General features: G+C 68.6%; 19 protein-coding genes. 8 read left to right on the forward strand and 11 right to left on the reverse strand.

The window, feature by feature from the left end; translation table 11 throughout:
• Positions 1-11: 11 nt before the first annotated feature.
• Entirely contained in the window at positions 12-1,598 is a 1,587-nt protein-coding gene (locus AC5Y5B_RS21165; protein ID WP_500006309.1) for an NADH-quinone oxidoreductase subunit M, read from the forward strand.
• Entirely contained in the window at positions 1,595-3,184 is a 1,590-nt protein-coding gene (nuoN, locus tag AC5Y5B_RS21170; protein ID WP_500006310.1) for an NADH-quinone oxidoreductase subunit NuoN, read from the forward strand. The genes AC5Y5B_RS21165 and nuoN overlap by 4 nt, the downstream gene beginning before the upstream one ends.
• A 22-nt stretch (positions 3,185-3,206) precedes the next feature.
• Here nuoN and AC5Y5B_RS21175 read toward each other — a convergent pair whose 3' ends face one another.
• From AC5Y5B_RS21175 to AC5Y5B_RS21195, 5 genes are all read right to left on the reverse strand, one after another.
• Positions 3,207-3,599, reverse strand: coding sequence for a hypothetical protein (locus tag AC5Y5B_RS21175; protein WP_500006363.1), 393 nt, complete (start codon positions 3,597-3,599; stop codon positions 3,207-3,209).
• Between the two features lie 64 nt (positions 3,600-3,663).
• Positions 3,664-4,923 carry a DUF58 domain-containing protein gene (locus AC5Y5B_RS21180; protein ID WP_500006311.1) on the reverse strand — a complete coding sequence of 420 codons (1,260 nt, stop codon included), beginning with the start codon at positions 4,921-4,923 and terminating at the stop codon, positions 3,664-3,666.
• 7 nt (positions 4,924-4,930) lie between these two features.
• Positions 4,931-5,908, reverse strand: coding sequence for an AAA family ATPase (locus AC5Y5B_RS21185; RefSeq protein ID WP_112634434.1), 978 nt, complete (start codon positions 5,906-5,908; stop codon positions 4,931-4,933).
• Between the two features lie 19 nt (positions 5,909-5,927).
• Complete coding sequence (locus AC5Y5B_RS21190) at positions 5,928-6,410, reverse strand: hypothetical protein (RefSeq protein WP_112634435.1); 483 nt, start codon at positions 6,408-6,410, stop codon at positions 5,928-5,930.
• Positions 6,407-7,360, reverse strand: a complete 954-nt coding sequence (locus AC5Y5B_RS21195) for a DUF4129 domain-containing protein (protein ID WP_500006312.1) — start codon at positions 7,358-7,360, stop codon at positions 6,407-6,409. The genes AC5Y5B_RS21190 and AC5Y5B_RS21195 overlap by 4 nt, the downstream gene beginning before the upstream one ends.
• A 165-nt stretch (positions 7,361-7,525) precedes the next feature.
• Between AC5Y5B_RS21195 and AC5Y5B_RS21200 the strand changes: the two genes are divergently transcribed.
• The gene (locus AC5Y5B_RS21200; protein WP_500006313.1) at positions 7,526-8,911 is read left to right on the forward strand and encodes an HNH endonuclease signature motif containing protein; all 1,386 of its coding nucleotides are present in this window, start codon (positions 7,526-7,528) and stop codon (positions 8,909-8,911) included.
• Here AC5Y5B_RS21200 and AC5Y5B_RS21205 read toward each other — a convergent pair.
• Both AC5Y5B_RS21205 and AC5Y5B_RS21210 read right to left on the reverse strand, forming a co-directional pair.
• Entirely contained in the window at positions 8,908-9,807 is a 900-nt protein-coding gene (locus AC5Y5B_RS21205) for an SDR family NAD(P)-dependent oxidoreductase (protein ID WP_500006314.1), read from the reverse strand. The genes AC5Y5B_RS21200 and AC5Y5B_RS21205 overlap by 4 nt on opposite strands.
• Positions 9,804-10,406, reverse strand: a complete 603-nt coding sequence (locus tag AC5Y5B_RS21210) for a TetR/AcrR family transcriptional regulator (RefSeq protein ID WP_500006315.1) — start codon at positions 10,404-10,406, stop codon at positions 9,804-9,806. The genes AC5Y5B_RS21205 and AC5Y5B_RS21210 overlap by 4 nt, the downstream gene beginning before the upstream one ends.
• A 46-nt stretch (positions 10,407-10,452) precedes the next feature.
• Here AC5Y5B_RS21210 and AC5Y5B_RS21215 point away from each other — a divergent pair, with 46 nt between their 5' ends.
• The 3 genes from AC5Y5B_RS21215 (at position 10,453) to AC5Y5B_RS21225 (ending at position 14,288) form a co-directional block, all read left to right on the forward strand.
• Positions 10,453-11,604: a phosphotransferase family protein gene (locus tag AC5Y5B_RS21215; protein ID WP_500006316.1), complete on the forward strand. Its 1,152-nt coding sequence runs from the start codon at positions 10,453-10,455 to the stop codon at positions 11,602-11,604.
• Positions 11,604-12,719: an Rv3169 family protein gene (locus AC5Y5B_RS21220; RefSeq protein WP_112634140.1), complete on the forward strand. Its 1,116-nt coding sequence runs from the start codon at positions 11,604-11,606 to the stop codon at positions 12,717-12,719. Before AC5Y5B_RS21215 ends, AC5Y5B_RS21220 begins: the two co-directional genes overlap by 1 nt.
• Positions 12,720-12,941: 222 nt before the next feature.
• Positions 12,942-14,288 carry a flavin monoamine oxidase family protein gene (locus AC5Y5B_RS21225; protein ID WP_500006317.1) on the forward strand — a complete coding sequence of 449 codons (1,347 nt, stop codon included), beginning with the start codon at positions 12,942-12,944 and terminating at the stop codon, positions 14,286-14,288.
• On the opposite strand, the gene AC5Y5B_RS21230 is transcribed toward AC5Y5B_RS21225, so the two are convergent.
• On the reverse strand, positions 14,283-15,248 hold the full coding sequence (locus AC5Y5B_RS21230) for an alpha/beta fold hydrolase (RefSeq protein ID WP_500006318.1): 966 nt from the start codon (positions 15,246-15,248) through the stop codon (positions 14,283-14,285). The two genes, AC5Y5B_RS21225 and AC5Y5B_RS21230, sit on opposite strands and share 6 nt — an antisense overlap.
• A 119-nt stretch (positions 15,249-15,367) precedes the next feature.
• Between AC5Y5B_RS21230 and AC5Y5B_RS21235 the strand changes: the two genes are divergently transcribed.
• Positions 15,368-16,753 (forward strand): flavin monoamine oxidase family protein, encoded by a 1,386-nt coding sequence (locus tag AC5Y5B_RS21235; protein WP_500006319.1) that lies wholly within the window; start codon positions 15,368-15,370, stop codon positions 16,751-16,753.
• 16 nt (positions 16,754-16,769) lie between these two features.
• On the opposite strand, the gene AC5Y5B_RS21240 is transcribed toward AC5Y5B_RS21235, so the two are convergent.
• The 3 genes from AC5Y5B_RS21240 to AC5Y5B_RS21250 form a co-directional block, all read right to left on the reverse strand.
• The gene (locus tag AC5Y5B_RS21240) at positions 16,770-17,864 is read right to left on the reverse strand and encodes a helix-turn-helix transcriptional regulator (RefSeq protein ID WP_500006320.1); all 1,095 of its coding nucleotides are present in this window, start codon (positions 17,862-17,864) and stop codon (positions 16,770-16,772) included.
• Between the two features lie 42 nt (positions 17,865-17,906).
• Positions 17,907-19,079, reverse strand: a complete 1,173-nt coding sequence (locus tag AC5Y5B_RS21245; protein WP_500006321.1) for a glycosyltransferase — start codon at positions 19,077-19,079, stop codon at positions 17,907-17,909.
• Positions 19,080-19,295: 216 nt separating this feature from the next.
• A complete protein-coding gene (locus AC5Y5B_RS21250; RefSeq protein WP_500006322.1) occupies positions 19,296-20,054 on the reverse strand; it encodes an STAS domain-containing protein in 759 nt (252 codons plus the stop codon).
• Positions 20,055-20,309: 255 nt separating this feature from the next.
• Between AC5Y5B_RS21250 and AC5Y5B_RS21255 the strand changes: the two genes are divergently transcribed.
• Positions 20,310-22,412, forward strand: coding sequence for a catalase (locus AC5Y5B_RS21255; protein WP_112634146.1), 2,103 nt, complete (start codon positions 20,310-20,312; stop codon positions 22,410-22,412).
• The last annotated feature ends 44 nt before the right edge of the window (positions 22,413-22,456 follow it).

A 22,456-nucleotide genomic window follows, 5' to 3' on the forward strand; every position in this document is an offset into this window, starting at 1 on the left:
GAGCGGCGCTGGTGAATAACGTTCCATGGTTGAGCGTGCTGTGGCTGGTGCCGCTGGCTGGCTCCGTACTGATCATCCTCACGCCGCCGGGCCTGCGACAGCTCGTCAAATGGACGGGTCTGGTCTTCGGCGTCGCGACCCTGGCCGTGGCGATCGTCGTCACCGCCGGGTTCAAATCCGGTGGCGCGCCCTATCAATTCGTCGAAAGCCATCAGTGGATCCCGGCGTTCGGCGCCGGCTACACCCTGGGCGTCGACGGCATCGCGGTGGTGCTGGTGCTGTTGACCGCGGTGCTGATCCCGGTGCTACAGGTGGCCGGCTGGAACGACGTTGGCGAAAGCAACCCCCGCGGTGTACACGCGTACGTCGCGCTCACGCTGGCCATCGAATCCATGGTGCTGATCTCAGTCGTCGCGCTCGACGTGTTGCTGTTCTACGTCTTCTTCGAGGCGATGCTCATCCCGATGTACTTCCTGATCGGCGGTTTCGGCGGCGGAACCGGCCGCTCGCGCGCGGCCGTGAAGTTCTTGTTGTACAACCTGTTCGGCGGGCTGATCATGCTGGCCGCGGTGATCGGGCTGTACGTGGTGACCTCGCAGCACGGTTCGGGCACCTTCGACTTCCGCGAGATCGTGGCCGGCGTCGCCTCCGGCCGCTACGGCGCGGATTCCGCGGTGTTCAAGGCGCTGTTCGGAGGCTTCATGTTCGCGTTCGCGATCAAGGCGCCGCTCTGGCCGTTCCACCGTTGGCTGCCCGACGCCGCCGTCGAGGCCACCCCGGCGACGGCCGTGCTGATGATGGCGGTGATGGACAAGGTCGGCACCTTCGGCATGCTGCGGTACTGCCTGCAGCTGTTCCCCGGCGCCTCAACGTATTTCCGGCCGTTGATCGTCGTGCTGGCGGTCATCGGGGTGATCTACGGCGCGATCGTCGCCATCGGCCAGACCGACATCATGCGGCTGATCGCCTACACCTCGATCTCGCACTTCGGATTCATCATCCTGGGCATCTTCGTGATGACCAGCCAGGGGCAGAGCGGGTCGACGCTGTACATGCTCAACCACGGCCTGTCCACGGCGGCGGTCTTCCTGATCGCCGGGTTCCTGATATCGAGGCACGGCAGCCGCGCGATAGCCGACTACGGCGGCGTGCAGAAGGTGGCGCCCGTACTGGCGGGCACCTTCCTGGTGTCGGCCATGGCCACCCTGTCACTGCCGGGTCTGGCCCCGTTCATCAGCGAATTCCTGGTCCTGTTGGGAACTTTCAACCGGTACTGGCTGGCGGCCGCATTCGGGGTCACCGCGCTGGTGCTCTCCGCCGTCTACATGCTGTGGCTCTACCAGCGGGTGATGACCGGCCCGGTCGCCACGGGCAACGAGAAGATCGGCGATCTGCGCGCCCGCGAATTGATCGTCGTCGCACCGTTGATCGCGCTGCTGCTGGTGCTCGGCATCTATCCCAAGCCGGTGCTCGACATCATCAACCCCGCCGTCGAGAACACCATGACCACTATCGGCCAGCACGACCCCAAGCCCACCGTCCCGGTGGCAACACCGCGGCCGGCCGACCTACCCCGGACCGCCGAAGGACCGCGATGACCCTCCCTACCCCGAGCATCCAGTACTTCCTGCTGTGCCCGACGCTCATCGTGTTCGGCGTCGCCGTGGTGGCCGTCCTCGCAGAGGCGTTCGTGCCGAGGCGAATTCGCTACGCGGCACAGGTGGCGCTCGCGCTGGGCGGCTTGGTCGCGGCGTTCGTCGCCGTCATCGCCGTGAGCCGCTCGATCCCGGCCTCGGGACGCGCCGCCGTGTTGGGCGCCATGGCCATTGACCGCCCGACGCTGTACCTGCAGGGCACCGTGCTGCTGGTCGCGGTGATGGCGGTCATCTTCATCGCCGAACGCACACAGGCCCGGGCGGACAGCAAGGTTTCCGTGGGCGTCGGCACGGCCGGTTCGGGCGGCCTGGACTCCATTACCCCGCAGGCGTCGGCGGTGCCCGACAGCGATGCCGAGCGGGAGGCCGAGCGGGCCGGAGCCGCCCAGACGGAGCTGTTCCCGCTGGCGCTGCTGTCGGTCGGCGGCATGATGGTCTTCCCCGCGTCCAACGACCTGTTGACCATGTTCGTCGCGCTGGAAGTGTTGTCGTTGCCGCTGTACCTGATGTGCGGTCTGGCCCGTCATCGCCGCCTGCTGTCGCAGGAAGCCGCGATGAAGTACTTTCTGCTGGGCGCGTTTTCGTCGGCGTTCTTCCTCTACGGCGTGGCGCTGCTCTACGGCGCCACCGGCACGCTGCTGTTGACCGGCATCCGCGATGCGCTTGCCACCCAAGGCGATACGTCGATGGCGCTGGTCGGTGTGGCGCTGCTGGCGGTCGGTCTGCTGTTCAAGGTCGGCGCCGTTCCCTTCCATTCGTGGATTCCCGACGTGTATCAGGGCGCGCCCACCCCCATCACCGGGTTCATGGCGGCCGCCACCAAGGTCGCGGCTTTCGGTGCGCTGCTTCGGGTTATCTACGTCGCACTACCGCCCCTGCACGATCAGTGGCGCCCGGTGCTGTGGGCCATCTCCATTTTGACGATGGCGGTGGGCACCATCACCGCGGTGAACCAGACCGACGTCAAACGCATGCTGGCCTACTCGTCGGTCGCCCACGTCGGATTCATCCTGACCGGCGTCATCGCCGACAACCACACGGGCCTGTCCGCCACGCTGTTCTATCTGCTGGCGTACAGCTTCAGCACCGTCGGCGCGTTCGCCATCGTCGGCCTGATCCGCGACGCCGACGGCGTCGAGGACGCCACGCTCTCGCACTGGGCGGGACTGGGGCAGCGCTCACCCATTGTGGGCGTGATGTTTTCGATGTTCCTATTGGCCTTCGCCGGGATCCCCCTGACGAGCGGATTCGTCAGCAAGCTCGCCGTGTTCAAGGCCGCCGCCCAGGGTGGTGCCGCGCCGCTGGTGATCGTCGGTGTGGTCGCGAGCGGGGTGGCCGCGTACTTCTACGTGCGGGTGATCGTGTCGATGTTCTTCACCGAAGCGACCGAGGACACGCCGCACGTGGTGGCGCCGGGCATCTTGAGCAAGGCCGCGATCGCGGTGTGCGCCGCGATCACCGTGGCGCTGGGCATCTTCCCGCAGCCGCTGCTCGACCTGGCCGACCAGGCCGCCCAGCTGCTGCACTGACCCGGCGCCCGTCGGCAGCGGTTTAGTTCATGAACGGCCGGACGGCCAGTAGGTAGATCAGCAGCGCCGCCAGCGGGGCGAGCAACGGCAACCACGGCAATTGCAGGGGGAACGACGTCGCCACCAATCCGGCGATCGTAAACCCCACGGCGCCAAGCGCGGTCGGCCAGCTGTCCAGCACCACCAGCGCGGACGTGCCGGCCGCATGGCGGCATACCAGGTAGGCGGCGGCGCACAGACCGGACAGCGCGACGAGTATCACCGGCGGGCCGGACACCACGACGGTGACGGCCGCCAACACCACGGCAACCGTGGCGGCGCGGCGGAATACGATGCCAGCCGCGACCGCGATGAGGGCCGCCACCCATGCGGCGATCGCGGGTTCGTGCCAGCCGTCGGCGGCCAGCCCCACCATGAGCAGTCCGAAGGCCGTCGCGAACGCAGGCGCGCCCGCCCGTGCCAGCACCCCGGCGTCGCCGTCAGCCACGGAGCTTCCCGCGCACCCGCCGCCGCCGATCCGGCAACACACCCATCGACTGCTCCAGACCACTCGCGGCGGGCCAGGACACGATATCCACGCCGATGGTGGCCATGTCGCGATACATCGCGGAGCGCTGCAACGCCCACATCCGATCCACCAAGGGATCCTGTTCGTCTTCGAACGGCGAACTGTCCAGGATGTCGACGGCCAGCACCACATGGCCCCGCTTGCGCAGATTGATCAGGGCCAAGGCGAATTCGGTGTCGAGCAGCGTGGAGAACGCGATGACGATTGCCCCGGCGGGAACCGCCGCGCGCGGCGCCAACGTGCCCGTGGTGTGTTCGAATTGGTCACCGGCGCGAAGCACGGTGTCGAGCACCCGATAGAACTGGCGCTGCCCGATGTCGGCTCCCAGCCAACGCGGGTGGTTGCCGCCGAGGGCCACGATGCCGGCCCGGTCACCGTGGCGCAGCGCGGTTTGCACCACTTGCGCCGCACCGCGAGCGACGCGTTCGGTGGCCTCGGTGGCCGGCCCCGCCGGCTGCCGGTAGCCGTCGATCAGCACCACCACGTCGGCGGCGCGGTCGGTCAACCGCTGCGTCACGTGTAGTTGGCCGCGGCGCGCACTCACCGGCCAATTCACCGCGCGCAGTTGGTCGCCGGGCACGTAGGGACGAATGTCGGCGTATTCCACTCCCGGACCGATGTGGCGGGTCAGGTGGGCACCCAGGCGGTCGAGCAGCTCGGTCTGCGGGATGGGCGTCGGCTGCGGCGGCGTCAGCGGGAACACGATGACCTCGGCGGCCCCGACGACGGCCGTTCCGGTGAGCAGCCCACCGCGGGCGACGACATCGATGCGGACCCCGATCGAATACCGCCCCCAGCGCCGCGCGGTCGACGTGACCGTTTTCGCTTGATCCCCATCGGATTCCGCGACGTCGAGCTCCATCCCCGCTATGTCCGGGATCGTCAGCCGCACCGCCGCGGCCCCGTCGTCGTCCGTCAACCACACCCTGATGCGCGCCTGCTCGGTTTCGAAGCACCGCTGGGTGTCGGGTTCACCGTGCACCCGAACCGTCGGAACCGGCCGCTGCCAGCTGATCGAGCACAGCACGCCCAGCAGCGGCGCCGCGAACGCGATCAGCTGCCACCGGCCGCCGATCACGGCCGCGGCCATCGCGAATCCCGCGCAGGTGGCGATCGCTCGCGTCAATTCCGATGCCCGCCAGCGAAACTCGACCCCGCCGCCGTGGGTCACGCGGGGCTCATCCGCTCTCGCCGGCACTGGCACCGGTACGGGGCACCGGCAGCCGGTGCAGCAGTTCCGCGATGACGTCGGCGCCCTGGATTTTGCGCACCCACATCTCGGGGCGCAAGGTGATGCGGTGCGAGACCGCCGCGATGGCAAGCGCCTTCACGTCCTCGGGGATGACGTAGTCGCGGCCGAGCAGCAGCGCGCGGGCGCGGGCGAGCTGAACCAGATCGAGTTCGGCGCGGGGGCTGGCCCCGACCGCGACCTGCGGATGGTGCCGCGTGGCGTTGGCCAGCGACACCACGTAGTGCAGGACGTCTTCGTGCACGGTCACCTGCTCGACCGATTCGCGCATGGCCAGCAGGTCGTGGGCGTCCACCACCTGGTTGACCGTCGGCTCGGCCGAACCGCGTTCGAGGCGGCGGCGCAGCATCGACGTCTCGTCCCGCTCGTTGAGATACCGCAGCTCCAGCCGGATCGCGAACCGGTCGAGTTGCGCCTCGGGCAGCGGATAAGTGCCCTCGTACTCGATCGGGTTGTCGGTGGCCAGGACGATGAAAGGCTTTGGCAGCTGGTGTGTTTCGCCGTCGATGCTCACTTGCCCTTCGGCCATCGCCTCCAGCAGGGCCGCCTGGGTTTTCGGCGGCGTGCGATTGATCTCATCGGCCAGCAACAAGTTGGTGAAGATGGGGCCGGGCCGGAACGCGAAGCGGCCGGACTGCATGTCGTAGATCGTCGAGCCCAGCAGGTCCGCGGGCAGCAGGTCCGGCGTGAACTGCACCCGGGTGAATTGCAGCCCCAGCGCCGCGGCAAAGGATCTCGCGATCAGCGTCTTGCCCAGGCCGGGCAGGTCTTCGATGAGAATGTGACCGCGAGCCAGCACCGTGGTGAGGATGAGCCGCAGCGCGGCTCGCTTCCCCACCACCACGCGTTCTATCTCGTCGAGAATCGCTTCGCAGTGGGCGGTCGTGGTGGCGGCCGGCAGGGTCATGTTCGGATCGCGCCTCCTGTCATACCTGCTCGAGCTTTTGCAGAATCTCTTGCAGCGCCGCACGGCCCGGGCCGGGTTGGCGATCACCGCCGCGCGTGACGTTGTTGGGATTGACCCATTCCCACAGCTCCACACCGAAGATCATGCGCCCGGTTGCGTGGTACGCCGCGGAGTCCTTGGATTGCCTTTGGCCCGTTGTCATCTCGTACCGGCGGGCGAGCATCGGGCGCAGATGGCGGTCCCAGTCGGCCCGGGTCGACTCCGACCACCGGATCGTCGTCTCGGTAGTGGCGAGCCAGCGCCGCAACGAATCCCCGAGATCGTCGGCGTCCGCCTCCCCCTCGGCATCGAAACCCCGCCCCAGCGCACGACGCAGGGTCAGCAACACCAGCGCCAGCCCCGCACCGGACGCCGCCAGCACCAAGCGCCGATCATGCTGCGTCAGCGCCAACAGTTCGATGCCGATGATAAACCAAATGCCCAGCGTCGTAGTCTTTTTCATGCGGGACTCCGCGAACCCAGCTCGTCGAGGACCAACCGGAGGACGCCCACGGCGACGTCGCGGTGGCCCTCGTTCATCACGTGCGGGCTGAACCGCGCCTCGGCGAACAGGTTCACCAATTGGACGGCGTTGTCGGCGTGCAGGGCGTGGTGCTCGACCGCGCGGGCCAGCACCTCGGTCGGGGTATCGAATTCCTGGGGGACGGCGCCGGGAACATGTGCGAGTTCACGTTCCATCGCGGCGTAGCAGGCGATGATCGCCTCGCGCGGTTCGCGGCTCAGGTCGGTCATCTCGGCCAGACCTCGTTCGGCCGCCCGCGCCAGTGACTCCGAACGCGCCGGCGCCGGCGCGGGCTCCGCCGGTTCGTCGGCGACGCCGGGCACCGCCGGACGCCAACGCCGCCGTGCCGTGGCGACGGTACCGGCGACGAACAGCACCAGCATCGCGACCGTGCAGGCGAGCAGGATCCCCAGCATGTTCTGCGAGCCGTCGCGCGGTCGGTGCTGACGTTGCTGCGGCGGGGGCGGTGCGGACGGATTCGCCGGCGGCGCCGCGCCGCTATCGGGTGGTGAGGGGGCGGGAGCGACGCTGTGACCCAGGAGCCGGGCCAGCAGCATCACGGCCAGCAGCCAGGCCACGATCACGGCGAGCCCGATCAGCAACACGCGCCAGCTCGGCCGCCCCCGACCGGTGCCCAACATGTCGGACACCGCACCGGCGGTCGGCGCGGCGGCGCGCGGGTCTCGCAACCGCGCGACGACCGCGATCGCGATCAGGGCGAGCGACACGGCCAGGGTCGCTACCACGAGGGCCAGCGCCCCCCGCCCGCCCGACTCGCTGCGCACCGCGTCGTGGCGAGCGGGAAGGTAGCCGTGCAGGGCGGCGGCGACCACGAGCAGCAGGACGATCAGGGCGACGACTCGCCCTGTCGGCTTGTCTATACCAGGCATTGGCACACCGCTCGATTGGTTGTTGCGGCACTGGCTTTCCTCATACTTGCACGTCAAGCGGCCCCAGGCCAGGACTGGCGTGGCCGCTTATCCACAGTCGGCAGTTCATCCACAAATGCCACGCGGCGCTGCTGATTCGAACACAGGTTCGATACCGTGGCGGGTGTGGGACCTCTGGTGAATGCGGAACAGGCGCGGCAGCGAATCCGCTCGGCGCTCGACGCGATCGACGCTGCCCACGAGGTGTTGCGCCAGACCCCGTCGGACGCGGTCACCAACGCCTTTCGGGTCGACGTCGCCGACCGCCTCGAGGCCCAGGACCGCGCCAATCGCGGCATGATGTACCGGATTTTCGGCGAAATCGCCGACCCGCCGGGCGGCGTGGCGTGCGTGCCCGCGGTGCGCGCCACGCTGTGGGCGCGACTACGCATCACCCCGAAGGAAGTCGCGCGCCGCTTTCGGCTCGCCGCACGCCTCCGGCCGCGCCGCGCGCTGACCGGGGCGGTCCTGGGACCCGAACTGCCGGCCCTGGCGGAGGCGGTGGCCGCCGGTGCGGTGGGTGAGGACCACATTCGCGCCGTGTGCGCCGCCGTCGACATGTTGCCCTCTTGCGTTTCGCCCGTCGATGTCGCGGACGCCGAGCGCACGCTGGTACGGCACGCGACCAAGCTCGACGCCGCGGTGGTCACCAAGCTGGGCCACCGGATTGCCGACTATCTCAATCCCGACGGCCGCTTCACCGACGTCGATCGGGCCCGCCGCCGCGGTGTGCGGCTGGGCCCGCAGGGGCCCGACGGGATGTCGCGGCTCTCCGGCCTACTGGATCCCGAGGCCCGGGCGTACTTCGAAGCCCTCGAAGCTGCGGTCCGGCCCGGTCGCCATCAGAGCCCCGACACCGATCCCGAGGCGCGCGATGACCGCACGCCGGCCCAACGCTGCCACGACGCGCTCAAGCTGGGTCTCGAAATCGCCATCGCCTCCGGCGGTCTCGGGGCGCACCGCGGGCTGCCCGTAACGGTGATCGCCACGACCACGCTGGCCGAACTCGACCGAGCCGCGCACGCAGCCGTCGACTCGTCGGTCCCGATGCCCGCGCCGGCACCCACCGGCGGCGGTTCACGGCTGCCGATGCCGGATCTGATCCGCATGGCCGCCAAGGCAATTCACTACCTCGCGGTGTTCGATGACCACACCGGCCGGCCGTTGTACCTAGGGCGCCAAAAGCGCGTCGCATCGGCGGATCAACGGCTGGTGTGCTACGCCCGTGACCGCGGCTGCACCCACCCCAACTGTCTCGAACCCGGCTATCACTGCGAGGTCCACCATGCGCGCGAATGGGCAGACGGGGGCCCGACCGATGCCGACAACCTGTTCTTCGCCTGCGGATCCGACCACGGCGCGGTGGGCCGAGGCGAATGGCGCACCACGGTGGCCGGCAACGGGCGACTCGGCTGGACCGACGGCAAGGGTCCGCCCGAGGTGAACCACGCGCACCATCCCGACGAGCTGCTGCGCGGCGACCCCGACCCGCCTGAAGGCGAGTGGGTTTAGTCAGGCGTGAAGGGCCGGAAACTGCCCTCGAGGACCTGGAGGTGACCGATGGTGCGGCCGGTGACCTTGCTCGGATCGACCAGGGCCAGTTCGACTGCCGCACGGGCGAATTCGTCCTCCGAGCAGGTGTGATCGAAGGCGCGGGCATAGTAGGACAGCCCCGGGGTGAGGATCGGCTTGGACGGTGACAGCGCATTGACCGCGATGTGGTGGTCGGCCAGATCGAAAGCGGCGCACTGGGTCAGGTGCTCGAGCGCGGCCTTGGATCCGCCATACCCGGGCAGCACGCCACCGCTGCGGTCGGCGTACGGGCCATCACCGGGCAGTCGCGACGCGACCGAGGTGATGTTGATGATCGAGCCGCCGCCCGCCTCGATCATGTCGGGGCACACCATTTGCATCAGTTCGTAGGCCGCGAACACCGCGATCTCGAAGTGCCGGCGATACGCGTGCAGGGGCGTGCTGACGAATCCCGGCCAGCCGGGCTTGGCGGCACCGGCCGGCTTGGCGGCACTCGCCGGGTCGGCGGCGCGGGCTGGCTTGGCGGCGCGCGGCGGCGCGCCCGGTGCCGGCGGGCGCCCGGGCGCGGTGAAGGCCGCATTGTTGACCAGAATCTCGATGGGGCCCAGCGCTTCTCGCGCCGACTCGACCAGCCGGGCGATGTGCTCGCGGTCGGTCAGATCCGCCCGGACCGGCACGGCGCGCCCGCCGGCCGCCTCGATGTCGGCGACGGTCTCTCCGATGGTTCCGGGCAACCGGTCGTCCCACACTTCTTCGGTACGCCCGGCCACCGCCACCGCCGCCCCCTCGGCAGCCAGTGCCAACGCGATGGCCCGGCCCAGACCGCGGCTGCCGCCGGTGACGATCGCGGCGCGGCCGGCGAGCCGCCCCGTCACCGGCGCACCCCGTGCACGACGATGGCGGTGGTCTGCTCCACCCACGCGTCGCCGAGTACCTCTTCCGGACGCAGCAGCATCCGCAGCATCGTCGCTCCCCCGATCAACTCGATCAAACGGTCGGGATCCACATCGGGATGGGCTTCGCCCCGGTCAACCGCCTCCCGCAGCCGCACCCGCACCGCGGTGAACAGGTCCACGAACCGCGCCATCACCCGCGCGTTGAGCGCGGGATCGGCCGTCATGTCGGCAACCAGACCGGGCAGCGCGGCACGCACCACCGGGGTGGTGAACACGTCGCGGGTGGCCTCGATCATCATCCGCATGTCGGCGGCGATGTCCCCGGCCGGCGACTCCAGCGCGGTCGGGGCCGTCGGGAAGGCGGCCTCGTGCACCAGCTCGGCCTTGCTCGACCACCGCCGATACAGCGCGGATTTCGTGGTGCCGGCGCGCTCGGCGACCGCGGCCAGGCTGATGTTGGAATAGCCCGTTTGGACAAGCAGTTCCGCGGTCGCCGACAGGATCGCGGAGTCGATACGCGGATCGCGCGGGCGGCCGGCGCCGGAGGCCTTGTCAAGGCCGGACGGGTCTGCTTTCATAACGCTACCTACCGTATCGTAATTGCCTCAACGAAGGAGGCACCTTATGGCCACAGAACCGGCGGTCGACAACGTCGACCGGCTCCAGCGCTCCAGCCGCGACGTCACCACCTTGCCGACGGTCATGTCACGCTGGCTCTCCACCGTACTGCCGGAGGCCGCAAATCCCGAGGTGACCGTGGAAAGCGGCGTGGACTCGACGGGCATGTCGTCGGAGACGATCATCCTGACCACCCGCTGGCAGCAGGACGGGCAGCCGACCGAGCAGAAGCTGGTGGCCCGGGTGGCGCCCACCGCCGAGGATGTGCAGGTCTTCCCGACCTACCGGCTCGACCACCAATTCGACGTCATCCGCAAAGTGGGCGAGCTGACCGACGTGCCCGTGCCCCGGGTGCGCTGGCTGGAGAACACCGGCGACGTCCTGGGCACACCGTTTTTCGTGATGGACTACGTCGAGGGTGAGGTGCCGCCCGACGTCATGCCGTACACCTTCGGGGGCAACTGGTTTGCCGACGCGCCCGCCGAGCGGCAGCGCGAGCTGCAGGACGCCACCGTCGGCGTCCTGGCCGCATTGCACTCGATCGCGAACGCGCAGAGCACATTTGGCTTCCTCACCGAGGGCCAGTCCGGCGACACCGCGATGCGCAAGCACTTCAACTGGGTGCGATCCTGGTATGACTTCGCGGTACCCGACATCGGGCGATCGCCGCTGCTGGAGCGGACCTTCGAGTGGCTGGAGGCCAACTGGCCGGCCGAGGCGGCCGCCGCCGAGCCGGTGCTGCTGTGGGGCGACGCCCGGGTCGGCAACGTGCTGTACAACGACTTCCGGCCGGTCGCGGTGCTGGACTGGGAGATGGTGACGTTGGGACCGCGCGAGCTGGATGTGGCGTGGATGATATTCGCGCACATGGTCTTTCAGGAGCTCGCCGGCCTGGCCGGCCTGCCGGGGCTACCCGGGGTGATGCGCGAGGAGGACGTGCGCGCCACCTACGCGCGGCTGGCCGGCGTCGAAGTCGGTGACCTGCATTGGTTCTACGTGTACTCCGGCGTGATGTGGGCGTGTGTGTTCATGCGCACCGGCGCCCGGCGGGTCCACTTCGGCGAGACCGAAAAGCCCGACGATGTCGAATCGCTGTTCTACCACGCCGGATTGATGCGGAGGCTAATCGGTGAGGGTTTGATCGGAGAGGACCAGTAATGCTCGGACCGCTCGACGAGTTCCCCGTACACCAGATCCCCCAGCCCATCGCCTGGCCGGGCTCCTCGGACCGCAACTTCTACGACCGCTCCTACTTCAACGCCCACGACCGCACCGGCAACATCTTCGTGATCAGCGGCATCGGCTACTACCCCAACCTCGGCGTCAAGGATGCGTTCCTGCTCATCCGGCGCGGCGATACCCAGACCGCCGTTCACCTTTCGGACGCCATCGATCAAGACCGGCTCAACCAGCACGTCAACGGCTATCGCGTCGAGGTCATCGAACCGCTGCGCAGGCTGCGCATCGTGCTCGACGAAACCGAAGGCATCGCAGCCGATCTCACCTGGAAGGGCCTGTTCGACGTCGTCCAGGAGCAGCCGCACATCCTGCGCTCGGGCACCCGCGTCACCCTGGACGCGCAGCGCTTCGCGCAGCTGGGCAGCTGGAGCGGGCACATCGTCATCGACGGCGAGGAGATCGCCGTCGACCCCAACACCTGGCTGGGCAGCCGCGACCGGTCCTGGGGCATCCGTCCGATCGGCGAGGCCGAGCCCGCGGGCCGGCCGGCCGATCCGCCCTTCGAGGGCATGTGGTGGCTCTATATACCCATGGCGTTCGACGATTTCGCCATCGTGCTGATCATCCAGGAGGAGCCCAACGGGTTCCGTTCGCTCAACGACTGCACCCGCATCTGGCGCGACGGACGCGTCGAGCAGCTGGGCTGGCCGCGGGTCAAGATCCACTACCGCTCCGGCACCCGCATCCCCACCGGCGCGACCATCGACGCCACCGCTCCGGACGGGACCCCCGTCCACTTCGACGTGGAGTCCAAGCTGCCGGTGCCCATTCACGTCGGCGGCGGGTACGGCGGCGACTCCGACTGGATTCACGGCACGTGGAAGGGCGAAAAGTTCACCGAGCGGCTGACTTACGACATGACCGACCCGGCCATCGTCGGCCGCGCGGGCTTCGGCGTGATCGACCATGTCGGCCGCGCGGTCTGCCGCGACGGCGACGGCGAGCCGGTCGAGGGCTGGGGCCTGTACGAGCACGGCGCGCTGGGGCGCCACGACCCGTCCGGGTTCAAGGATTGGCTGACGGTCGCGCCGTAGTCCGGCGCCGTAGTCCGGCGGCGTAGTTCGGCGCTGTAGTCCAGCGCCGGTAGCCGCGCCGGGACGGCGGGGCGGAGGACATGACTTGCGGAAAGCACGTGGTGGCAGCGCAATTAACATAGCGAGCTCGGCATACGTTTGCCATCGCCACGAGGCGAACGTCGCGCAATCAGCTTGCAGAAAGTGCCGTAAAAAGCGCGGAAATGCGGTTCACTGGACCGCGTGCCAAATCCGCCGCGCATCGTCGACGTCGTCGTCGTCGGTGCGGGCTTCGCCGGACTCGCCGCGGCGCGCGAGCTGGCACAGCAGGGCCATGACGTCGTGGTGTTCGAGGGCCGCGACCGGGTCGGCGGACGGTCCCTGACCGGCAGCGTCGCCGGATTGCCGGCCGATCTGGGCGGCACGTTCGTGGGGCCGACCCAAGACGCCGTGTTGGCGATGGCCGCCGAACTCGACGTCCCGACCACCCCGACGCATCACGACGGCAAAAACCTGATCCATTGGCGCGGGTGGACGCACGCGTATCGCGGCACCATCCCCAAGCTTTCGCTGACCGGCCTGCTGGACATCGGTCGGCTGCGCTGGCAATTCGACAGGATCGCCCGCAGCATCCCGCTGGCCGCGCCGTGGGATGCCCGGCGCGCGGGTGAACTCGACGGCCTATCGCTCGGCGGCTGGTTGCGCTCGGTGCGTGCGACCGCATCCTCGCACGACCTGCTGGCGATCGTGGCGCGGGTGACCTGGGGATGCGAACCCGACGACGTGTCGATGCTGCACGCCGCCCGTTACGCGCACGCCGCCGGCGGCCTGGACCGGTTGCTCGACGTCGAGCACGGCGCCCAACAGGACCGCTTCCCCGGTGGCACCCAACAGATCGCCGAGGCGGCGGCCGCCGAACTGGGCACCCGGGTGGTGCTCAACGCCCCGGTGCGGCGGATCGAGCGCCACGGCGCGGGCGTCACCGTCACGACCGACCTCGGTGAGACCGAGGCCGGGTTCGTCATCGTCGCCATCCCGCCGGCCCACCGCGCCTCCATCGAGTTCACTCCCCCGCTGCCCGCCGAGTACGAGCAGCTCGCCCGGCACTGGCCGCAGGGCCAGCTCAGCAAGGCGTATGCGGCCTACTCGACGCCGTTCTGGCGGACCAATGGGTTCTCCGGGCAGGCCCTGTCCGACGAGGGCCCGGTTTTCATCACGTTCGACGTCAGTCCGCACCCGGACGGGCCCGGCATCCTGATGGGTTTCGTCGACGCCCGCGCGTTCGACTCGCTACCCAGCGACCAGCGACGCCGCGACGCGTTGCGCTGCTTCGCAACGCTGTTCGGCGACGACGCGCTCAAGCCCCTGGACTATGTCGATCACCGTTGGGGCGCAGAGGAATTCGCGCCCGGCGGCCCCACCGCCGCGGTGCCGCCGGGGTCGTGGACGCGGTTCGGGCCGTGGCTGCGGGAACCGGTCGGGCCGATCCATTGGGCCGGAACCGAAACCGCCGACGAGTGGACCGGATTCCTCGACGGAGCGATCCGCTCCGGGCAGCGCGCGGCCGCCGAGATCACCGCCCTGCTATGAGCTGATCCGGCGGGTGGCCGCGTTGTGGATCGCCATTTCGGCGAGCCCGCGCAGCTGGCGGTTCACCTCGCGCGGGTGTTCCAGCATCGAGCAGTGCCCGCCGGGCAGTTCGACCAGTTCGATCAGGTTGGGAACGGTGCGCGCGATCCTGCGGGACTGGCTGATCGGGGTCAACCGGTCGCGCTCGCTGCCGATCACCAAGGTGGGCACGGTCAACCCGTCGAGGTTGAGGTGGCGAGACCCCAGCGACGCGACCAGCGCCCTCGCGCAACCGGCCCGTCCCGCCGGTGACGTGCTCTCGAAGAGCTCGTAGACCAAGCTGGCGACACCCGGATCGGCGTCTCGTCCGGTGGCCAGCATCGCGACCACATAGCGGCTCGGGATGCGGGCGGCACCGGGCACCGCGAATCCTCCGAACGCGTTGATCAGGGCGCGCCCGGCCAGGACTCGGGCCGGCGCGAGCCCATAGGGCGCCGGCAACAGCTGCACCCTGCGGATCAGATCGCCGGTGGTGGTGTTGATCAGCGCGACCGCGTCCGCGCGCCGCGGGACCTTGTGGCGGTAGCGCTCCGACCATGCGGCGATGGTGATGCCGCCCATCGAGTGCCCGGCCACCACGGCGCGCTCGTGCGGCGCCAAGGTCGCGTCCAGCACCGAATCCAGGTCGGACGCAAGGTGTTTGAGGCCGTAGTTCTTGGCTCGCGGCAAGCCGCTGCGGCCGTGGCCGCGATGATCGAAGGCGATCACCCGGTAGTCGTGGGACAGGTCGGCGATCTGATATGCCCACGCCCGGATGGCGCAGGTGATGCCGTGCGCCAAGACGATCGGGTAGCCGTCGGGCGGCCCGAACACCTCCGCGTGCAACCGGGTTCCGTCGGCCGCCCGGACCGTCACGATCTCACTCGGCGGCAGCTGCTCGGGGAAGGGGTCAACCGGGCGGGCCGTTCGTCGCGCACTCATCACCGCTCCCCCCTCCAACGCGGCGCCGTTGCCGCAGCTAAGGATGGGACGATCTTATCCCTAAGTTCGGTTCGCTTTTGGTAAATCCGGCAAACGATTCTTATGAGACGCTTAGACTCGTGTCGGGGTTGTCGCGCCGGGCATTTTTCGCGGCCGCGACCGGCGTGGCCGGTGGCGCGCTGGCCGCCGCGTGCGCGTCGAACCAACCGACACGCGCTACGGTGCGCCCGTCCGACCCACCGGCACCGGACACCACCTCGATCCTCGTCGTCGGCGCGGGAATGGCGGGTCTGTCCGCCGCCCGCAGCCTTGCCGAGGCCGGCCGGCCGGTGCGGGTCATCGAGGCCCGCGACCGCATCGGCGGCCGAGTCTGCACCGACCGCGGCTGGGGCACGCCCCTGGAGCTGGGCGCCTCATGGATCCACGGCACCGCGGACAACCCCCTGACCGAGCTCGCCCAGCGGGCGCGGTCGCAGTTGGTCAGCACCGACTATTACGGGTGGGTCAAGCTCGCGGTCGATCCCGGGTTACAGCCGCTGGATTACCGCAGTGCGACCTGGCGATCGTTCGTCGAACGGGCGCGAACTCAAGGCGGGGCGGCAAACCTGGGCGCCGCGGTGCAGGCCGCCGCCGACGGCGCACGGCTGTCCGCGTCCGACCGCGCGCAGCTGGCCTTCTACCTGGCCACCGAGATCGAGGACGAATACGCGGCCGATGCGAACCAGCTTTCGGCGAGCACGTTCGACAAGGGCGAGTACACCGGCGGCGACCAGGACGTCATCACCAACGGCTATGACGCCCTGCCCAAATCGCTCGCCGACGGGCTGGCCATCGAGCTCAACACGCCGGTCACCGCGATCGTGCAACGCGACGACGCCGTCATCGTGCGGGCGGGCGAGAAGTCGTTTCGGGGTCCGGCCGCGATCGTCACCGTTCCGCTGGGCGTGCTGAAATCCGGCGCAATCACCTTCGATCCGCCGCTGCCCGATGAGCATGCCCGGGCCGTGACGGCCCTGGGCTTCGGGGCGTTGTCCAAGAGCTTCTTTCGCGCCGATCAGCGAACGTGGAAGGTGGACAACGCTTTCTACCAATACCTCGGGCCCGAAGGCGGGCTGTGGTCGCAATGGTTCACCCTGCCCGGCGATGCGGGTCCAATCGTGGTGGCCTTCAACGGCGGCGAGCGCGGGCGATTCGTGGAATCGCGCCAGCCCAAGGATCAGCTGACCAGCGCGCTGCCCGTCGCACGGCGGCTCTTCGGTGACAACATTTCGCTGACGGATGTGCGGACCTCGAATTGGACCGTCGACCCGTACGCCCTCGGCGCCTATTCGTTCCATGCGCCCGGCTCCGGCCTCGACGACCGGCGCCGGCTACAGCAGCCGATCGGCGACCGGCTCTATCTGGCGGGTGAGGCTGTCGGCGTTGACAATCCGGCCACCGCGACGGGCGCCCTGGCCAGCGGCCGCTACGCCGCGAACCAGCTGCTGCATCGGCTGAACGGCTGACCTGCCCGCGTGGCGATCAGGACGGTGTGGCGTGTTGTCTCAGCGTGGTATGTGGGCTTTGGCCATAGGTCTGCCGATAGAGCACCGCGAACCGACCGGTGTGCGCGAAACCCCACCGTTGGGCGATTTCGGTGACGGTCGAGGCGGGGGCCGTCGCTGTCATCAGCTCTTGATGGGCGCGGCTGAGCCGGACGCGGCGCATGTATTCGGTCGGTGTCGTGTCTAGCTGTCGCCGGAAGAGGTACTGGATCGCCCTGGGGGTCAGGTGCACCGCGGCGGCGACCTCGTTGATGCCGATGTCTTCGGCAGTGTGGCGGTGGATGAAAGTCACCGCCTCCTTGAGGGTTTCGGGCAGGGCGAGATCACTGCCCGGGTCCTGCTCGGTGAGGTTGGACGGATAGCACTCGAGCAGCGCACCGGCCAGCAGGTTGGCCAAACCCGCGGCGATCAGCGGCTGCGCAGCGGTGTCGGCGGACGCCAACGTCGCCACCACATAGTCCAGGGCACGGTGCCACGCCCGCACGGCGGCACGGGAACGAGGGCGCCAATCGACGAACTGGGTCTGCTGCCCCGGCGACGTATGCCAGTCGGCGGCGACTTTCTGCAGTACGTCCTCCTCGATGGTGATCACGTCGAAACGAGCTCCGCTGCAGTGTATTACGCACGACATACCATGGGCGACCAGAATCGGGAAGTCCGTTGTCGCCAACGGACCACCCGCGACGCTCAATGATCCCGCCCGCGGCTGGACCACCAGGATGGTGTCCGACGCCGGGATCTCGAAAGTCAGCCGTCCCTGGATCATCACCTCATCGACCGTCATGGAGCCGGCATCGCTGCGCCGATGTGAGATCGCGGTGTGGCCCGCCAGCCCGCAGATCCGCCATCCCGGTTGATAGGCACGCGCGAAGAACCGCCGCGTGGCCTGCGCATCGATGGTGCGAAATTGCTTGCATTGCACGGCGGCCGGGTGGAAGGCCGCTTCGGAGTCACGGCCGAGCACCGGGCGCGCGGGACAAAAACCCGACCCGGGCACTTCGGCCGGTTCGCCGACCGGTCCCACTGGGGCCTTGGATGGCTTGCGCCCGGCCCCACTCGTCACGGTGGTCATGGCCGACCCGAATGCATTGCGTTCTGGCCCCGCATCATTGCCTCATCGTGGCGTCGATGACGAACCCGTCGGTGCCCGATCATGCGCCCCGACGTCGGCATAGATGTTCAGGGCATCGAGGGCGATTCGCTGCCAGGCGAAGCGCGACACGGCGCGGCTGCGACCCGACGAACCCATACTCTTGGACTGAAAGCGCTGGGCGAGAAGTCTTCTCGTTGCCGCGGCCAGGCCGGCGGGATTCTCCGGCGGCACCACGAGCCCGGTGATGTCGTCGAGTACCACGTCGGCCAGGACTCCCACGCTGGCCGCGACCACCGCGACCCCGCTGGACATGGCCTGCAACACGGTGCTGGCCCGCGGTGGTTGGCGAGGCGTGCACGCCACCACGTCGGCGGACCTGATGAATTTCGGCAGTTCGCCGTCGGTGACCTGCCCGGCGAAGCGCACGCGGTCGTCCACACCCAGGTCCGATGCGAGCCGTTGCAGCTTGGCCCGGGCATGGTCGTGACCGTTGTTCGTCGCGCCGTTTTCCGCGATCACCAATTCGGCGCCACGTACCTTGGGCAAAGCGCGGATGGGAATATCGAGTCCGTTGCACCACAACGGACTCGGGGCCACGGCCAGAATGCGGTGCAGGCCGTTGCGGGGGACCGCCGGACCCGCGGGTGTGAAGCGCCCAGCATCGACCCCGCACGTCAAGGTGGACACCCGTGCCCGGCGATGGCGCAGTCGGGCCAGCGCATCGACATCGTCGCTGCTCTCACCGGTCACCCACGCCGCGCTGCGGGCCAGCAGCGGCTCGATGCGCTCCAGTTCGTCTCGGTCCGCACCGGCGTGACCGCGCGATGTCGCGGCCAATCCCAAGAATGTCTGCACGGTCGGAATGCGCCGGCGGCCCGCGGCCAATTGAGCGGCCAGCCCGCCCAGCCAGCCGTATGCGTGCACGACATCGGGTGGGTCGGTCGACCAGATCCGGTCGAGCGTCACCGCCCACTCGCCCACATAGGGCAGCACGCCGACCGGTGACGCCGCTTTGCGTGGACCGACGGGAACCGAGACGCGGTGATAATGGGCCTCGCTGGCCGCCTGCCCGGAGCGACGACTGGCCCGCCGCAGGTAGACAGTGGCGTCGTGGCCCTGGGCCGCCAGCGCGGCGCACAGCCGTTCCGGGTCCTCCCCGACGACGTCGTCGCCACTGACAATTGCCACCCTCAACCCGCAAATCCCTCCGCGCGACCGTCCTTATGTCAACATCAGGTGGCATACCCTGCGCAGTAGTCGGGAAACGGCCGCCGGGACCTCTTCGCGTGGTGGCCAGCCGTTTCGTCTGCTGGACCGCGGGGGGACGGCATCTCGGCGTGCCCGACCAACACCGCGCCCTGCGTCCGCAGGGCAACGCAAAGCGCCCCAACGTATTTCGCCGCGAGCAGGTCAGAACTGGTCTTCGCGACCGATCAGCGCCCAGACGGTCTTGCCCGAAGTCGTCGGCGTGGCGCCCCATGCCCGGCACAGCGCGGCGACGATGGCCAGCCCCGAGACGATGTCCGCCCCCACGTCGGCATCTTCGTGCCGCCCGGGCAGCTGAGAGCTCCTGTCTTCGACCGCGACCGTGACGGTGTCGTGGTAACCCTCGACAATCAGCACCGGCGCGCTCTCGGTGTGGTCAAGGACATTCTCGATCAAAACGGTGGCCACCGTGGCCGCCACCGGGATCACCTCACCGATGTCCCACCGGGTGAGCCATTCGGCGATCACACCGCGCGCCACATCGACGCTGCTGATGTTTCGCGCCAGGTCGCTGCGCGCGCGCCGCCGGTCGTGAAGAGACTGGTGCTGCAGGGCCGCCAGGGCAAGTTCCCGTGTGGAATGAATCGGCACATACCGGGTGACGCCGGCCGCGCTGATGGCGTGCCGCACCTGCGGCGCGGCGCACACCAGCAGGATCGGCACATCGGGCCACACGCTGACGTGCCAGCGAGCGCTGCTGAACACCGTCCATGCCGAAGCGGATGGTGCATGCAGACGGTCGACGTCCACAATCACCGCGCGGGGCTCGTCGATGGCAACCTTGATCACCGTGTCGCGGATGGTTCGATAGGTCGAGCTGTCCAGGACGCCCTGCATCGTCAGCATCGGCACATCCCGACGAGATTCCCGCTCGACCAGGACGAGCGCGTGCTTCTCAGCCACGTGCTTCACCTCGAGACGCCGTGGTGGTTGATAACCCCGGTCGCGGGGGGGCGAGCGCCATTGCCACCGATCGCAGCAAAGCCTGGAATGCCGGCCGATGCACCGATCCCGACCACGCCTTGCAGGGCGCCGACCTCGGCCGTGTGAATCACCACTTTCGACTACCCCCATCGACGCGAGGTAATCCGGCCGAAGTTGAATAGCTGCGCATTCGTGGCCGTTTGCACCCGGTTGACCGGTGGTAACCCCACCGGCATGGCCACCGACCAGAATCCCAAGCAGCGCGATCTGGAGCCGGCCCGGTTCCGTCGCGATACGGGTTACCTCACCACTCAACAGGGCGTCCGCGTCGACCACACCGACGATTCGCTGACCGTCGGCGAGCGGGGTCCCACCCTGCTGGAGGACTTTCATGCCCGCGAGAAGATCACCCACTTCGACCATGAACGCATCCCGGAGCGCGTGGTGCACGCGCGCGGCGCCGGCGCCTACGGCTATTTCGAGCCCTACGACGACTGGCTGGCGGACTACACGGCGGCGAAATTTTTGACCAGCCCTGGTGTCCAGACGCCGGTGTTCGTTCGGTTCTCCACGGTCGCCGGCTCGCGCGGCTCGGCCGACACCGTGCGAGACGTACGCGGCTTCGCCACCAAGTTCTATACCGAACAAGGCAATTACGACCTGGTGGGCAACAACTTCCCGGTGTTCTTCATTCAGGACGGCATCAAGTTCCCCGACTTCGTGCACGCGGTGAAGCCCGAACCGCACAACGAGATTCCGCAGGCCCAGTCGGCGCACGACACGCTGTGGGACTTCGTGGCCTTGCAGCCCGAGACCCTGCACACCATCATGTGGCTGATGTCGGACCGGGCCTTGCCGCGCAGCTACCGCATGATGCAGGGCTTCGGCGTGCACACCTTCCGGTTGGTAAACCGTAGCGGCGAAGGAACATTCGTAAAGTTCCACTGGAAGCCGCGCCTGGGCGTGCACTCACTGATCTGGGACGAGTGCCAGAAGATCGCCGGCAAGGATCCCGATTACAACCGCCGCGATCTCTGGGAGGCGATCGAGTCGGGCCAGTACCCGGAGTGGGAGCTGGGCGTGCAGCTCGTCGCCGAGGCGGACGAGTTCAAGTTCGATTTCGACCTGCTCGACGCGACGAAAATCATTCCCGAGGAGCAGGTTCCGGTTCGTCCGGTCGGCAAGATGGTGTTGAACCGCAACCCGGACAACTTCTTTGCCGAAACCGAACAGGTGGCGTTTCACACGGCGAACGTGGTGCCCGGCATCGATTTCACCAACGACCCGCTGCTGCAGTTCCGCAATTTCTCCTATCTGGACACCCAGCTGATCCGGCTGGGTGGCCCCAACTTCGCTCAGCTGCCGGTCAACCGGCCGGTGGCCGAGGTCCGGACCAACCAACACGACGGCTATGGGCAGCACACCATCCCACAGGGTCGCACCAGCTACTTCAAGAACAGCATCGGCGGTGGCTGTCCGGCGCTGGCCGACGAGGACGTCTTCCGCCACTACACCGAACGAGTGGACGGGCAGACGATGCGCAAGCGCGCCAAGGCCTTTGAGAACCACTACAGCCAGGCGCGAATGTTCTGGCGGAGCATGTCGCCGGTCGAGGCCGAGCACATCGTGGCCGCGTTCGCCTTCGAGCTCGGCAAGGTCGAAGTGCTCGAGATCCGTTCGGCCGTAGTGGGTCAACTCGCACGGGTGGATGGCGGGCTGGCCGCCCAGGTGGCTGCCAAGCTAGGTTTGCCCGAGCCAGCCGAGGAACCGGTCGATGCGAATGTGGCCGCGTCACCGGCGCTGTCCCAGATCGGTGTGAGCGACACCATCGCCTCGCGCAAGATCGCCGTGCTGGCCGCCGACGGTGTCGACGTGGTGGGAACGCAGCGCTTCATCGAGCAGATGGGCGAACGCGGCGCGGTGGTCGAGGTGCTGGCGCCGGTCGCCGGCGGCACGCTCGAGGGCGGATCCGGCGGCGAGCTTCCCGTCGACCGATCGTTCACGACCATGGCCTCGGTGCTTTACGACGCCGTCGTGGTGGCGTGCGGGCCGCGGTCGGTATCGACGCTGTCCGAGGATGGCTATGCCGTGCACTTCGTGACCGAGGCCTACAAACACCTGAAACCGATCGGCGCCTACGGAGCGGGCGTCGACCTGCTGCGCACCGCCCGCGTCACCAACCGTCTGGCCGAGGACACCGACGTGCTCAACGACCAGGCCGTCATCACGACTACCGCCGCTGCCGACGAGCTGCCCGACCGCTTCGCCGAGGAATTCGCCGCCGCCCTGGCGCGGCACCGCTGCTGGGACCGGCGCACGGACCCGGTGCCGGCCTGAGGATGAGGTTTTTGACGCGGCCGCGGCGGGCACTACTGACGACA

It is taken from the genome of Mycobacterium sp. NGS33 (assembly GCF_059812885.1).

What these genes read in the sequence shown, in the direction of transcription:
- nuoN (WP_500006310.1), top strand. Translation starts at nt 1,595, where the DNA reads ATGACCCTCCCTACCCCGAGCATCCAGTACTTCCTGCTGTGCCCGACG.
- AC5Y5B_RS21175 (WP_500006363.1), bottom strand. Translation starts at nt 3,599, where the DNA reads ATGGTGGGGCTGGCCGCCGACGGCTGGCACGAACCCGCGATCGCCGCA.
- AC5Y5B_RS21185 (WP_112634434.1), bottom strand. Translation starts at nt 5,908, where the DNA reads ATGACCCTGCCGGCCGCCACCACGACCGCCCACTGCGAAGCGATTCTC.
- AC5Y5B_RS21190 (WP_112634435.1), bottom strand. Translation starts at nt 6,410, where the DNA reads ATGAAAAAGACTACGACGCTGGGCATTTGGTTTATCATCGGCATCGAA.
- AC5Y5B_RS21195 (WP_500006312.1), bottom strand. Translation starts at nt 7,360, where the DNA reads ATGCCTGGTATAGACAAGCCGACAGGGCGAGTCGTCGCCCTGATCGTC.
- AC5Y5B_RS21210 (WP_500006315.1), bottom strand. Translation starts at nt 10,406, where the DNA reads ATGAAAGCAGACCCGTCCGGCCTTGACAAGGCCTCCGGCGCCGGCCGC.
- AC5Y5B_RS21215 (WP_500006316.1), top strand. Translation starts at nt 10,453, where the DNA reads ATGGCCACAGAACCGGCGGTCGACAACGTCGACCGGCTCCAGCGCTCC.
- AC5Y5B_RS21220 (WP_112634140.1), top strand. Translation starts at nt 11,604, where the DNA reads ATGCTCGGACCGCTCGACGAGTTCCCCGTACACCAGATCCCCCAGCCC.
- AC5Y5B_RS21230 (WP_500006318.1), bottom strand. Translation starts at nt 15,248, where the DNA reads ATGAGTGCGCGACGAACGGCCCGCCCGGTTGACCCCTTCCCCGAGCAG.
- AC5Y5B_RS21240 (WP_500006320.1), bottom strand. Translation starts at nt 17,864, where the DNA reads ATGACCACCGTGACGAGTGGGGCCGGGCGCAAGCCATCCAAGGCCCCA.
- AC5Y5B_RS21255 (WP_112634146.1), top strand. Translation starts at nt 20,310, where the DNA reads ATGGCCACCGACCAGAATCCCAAGCAGCGCGATCTGGAGCCGGCCCGG.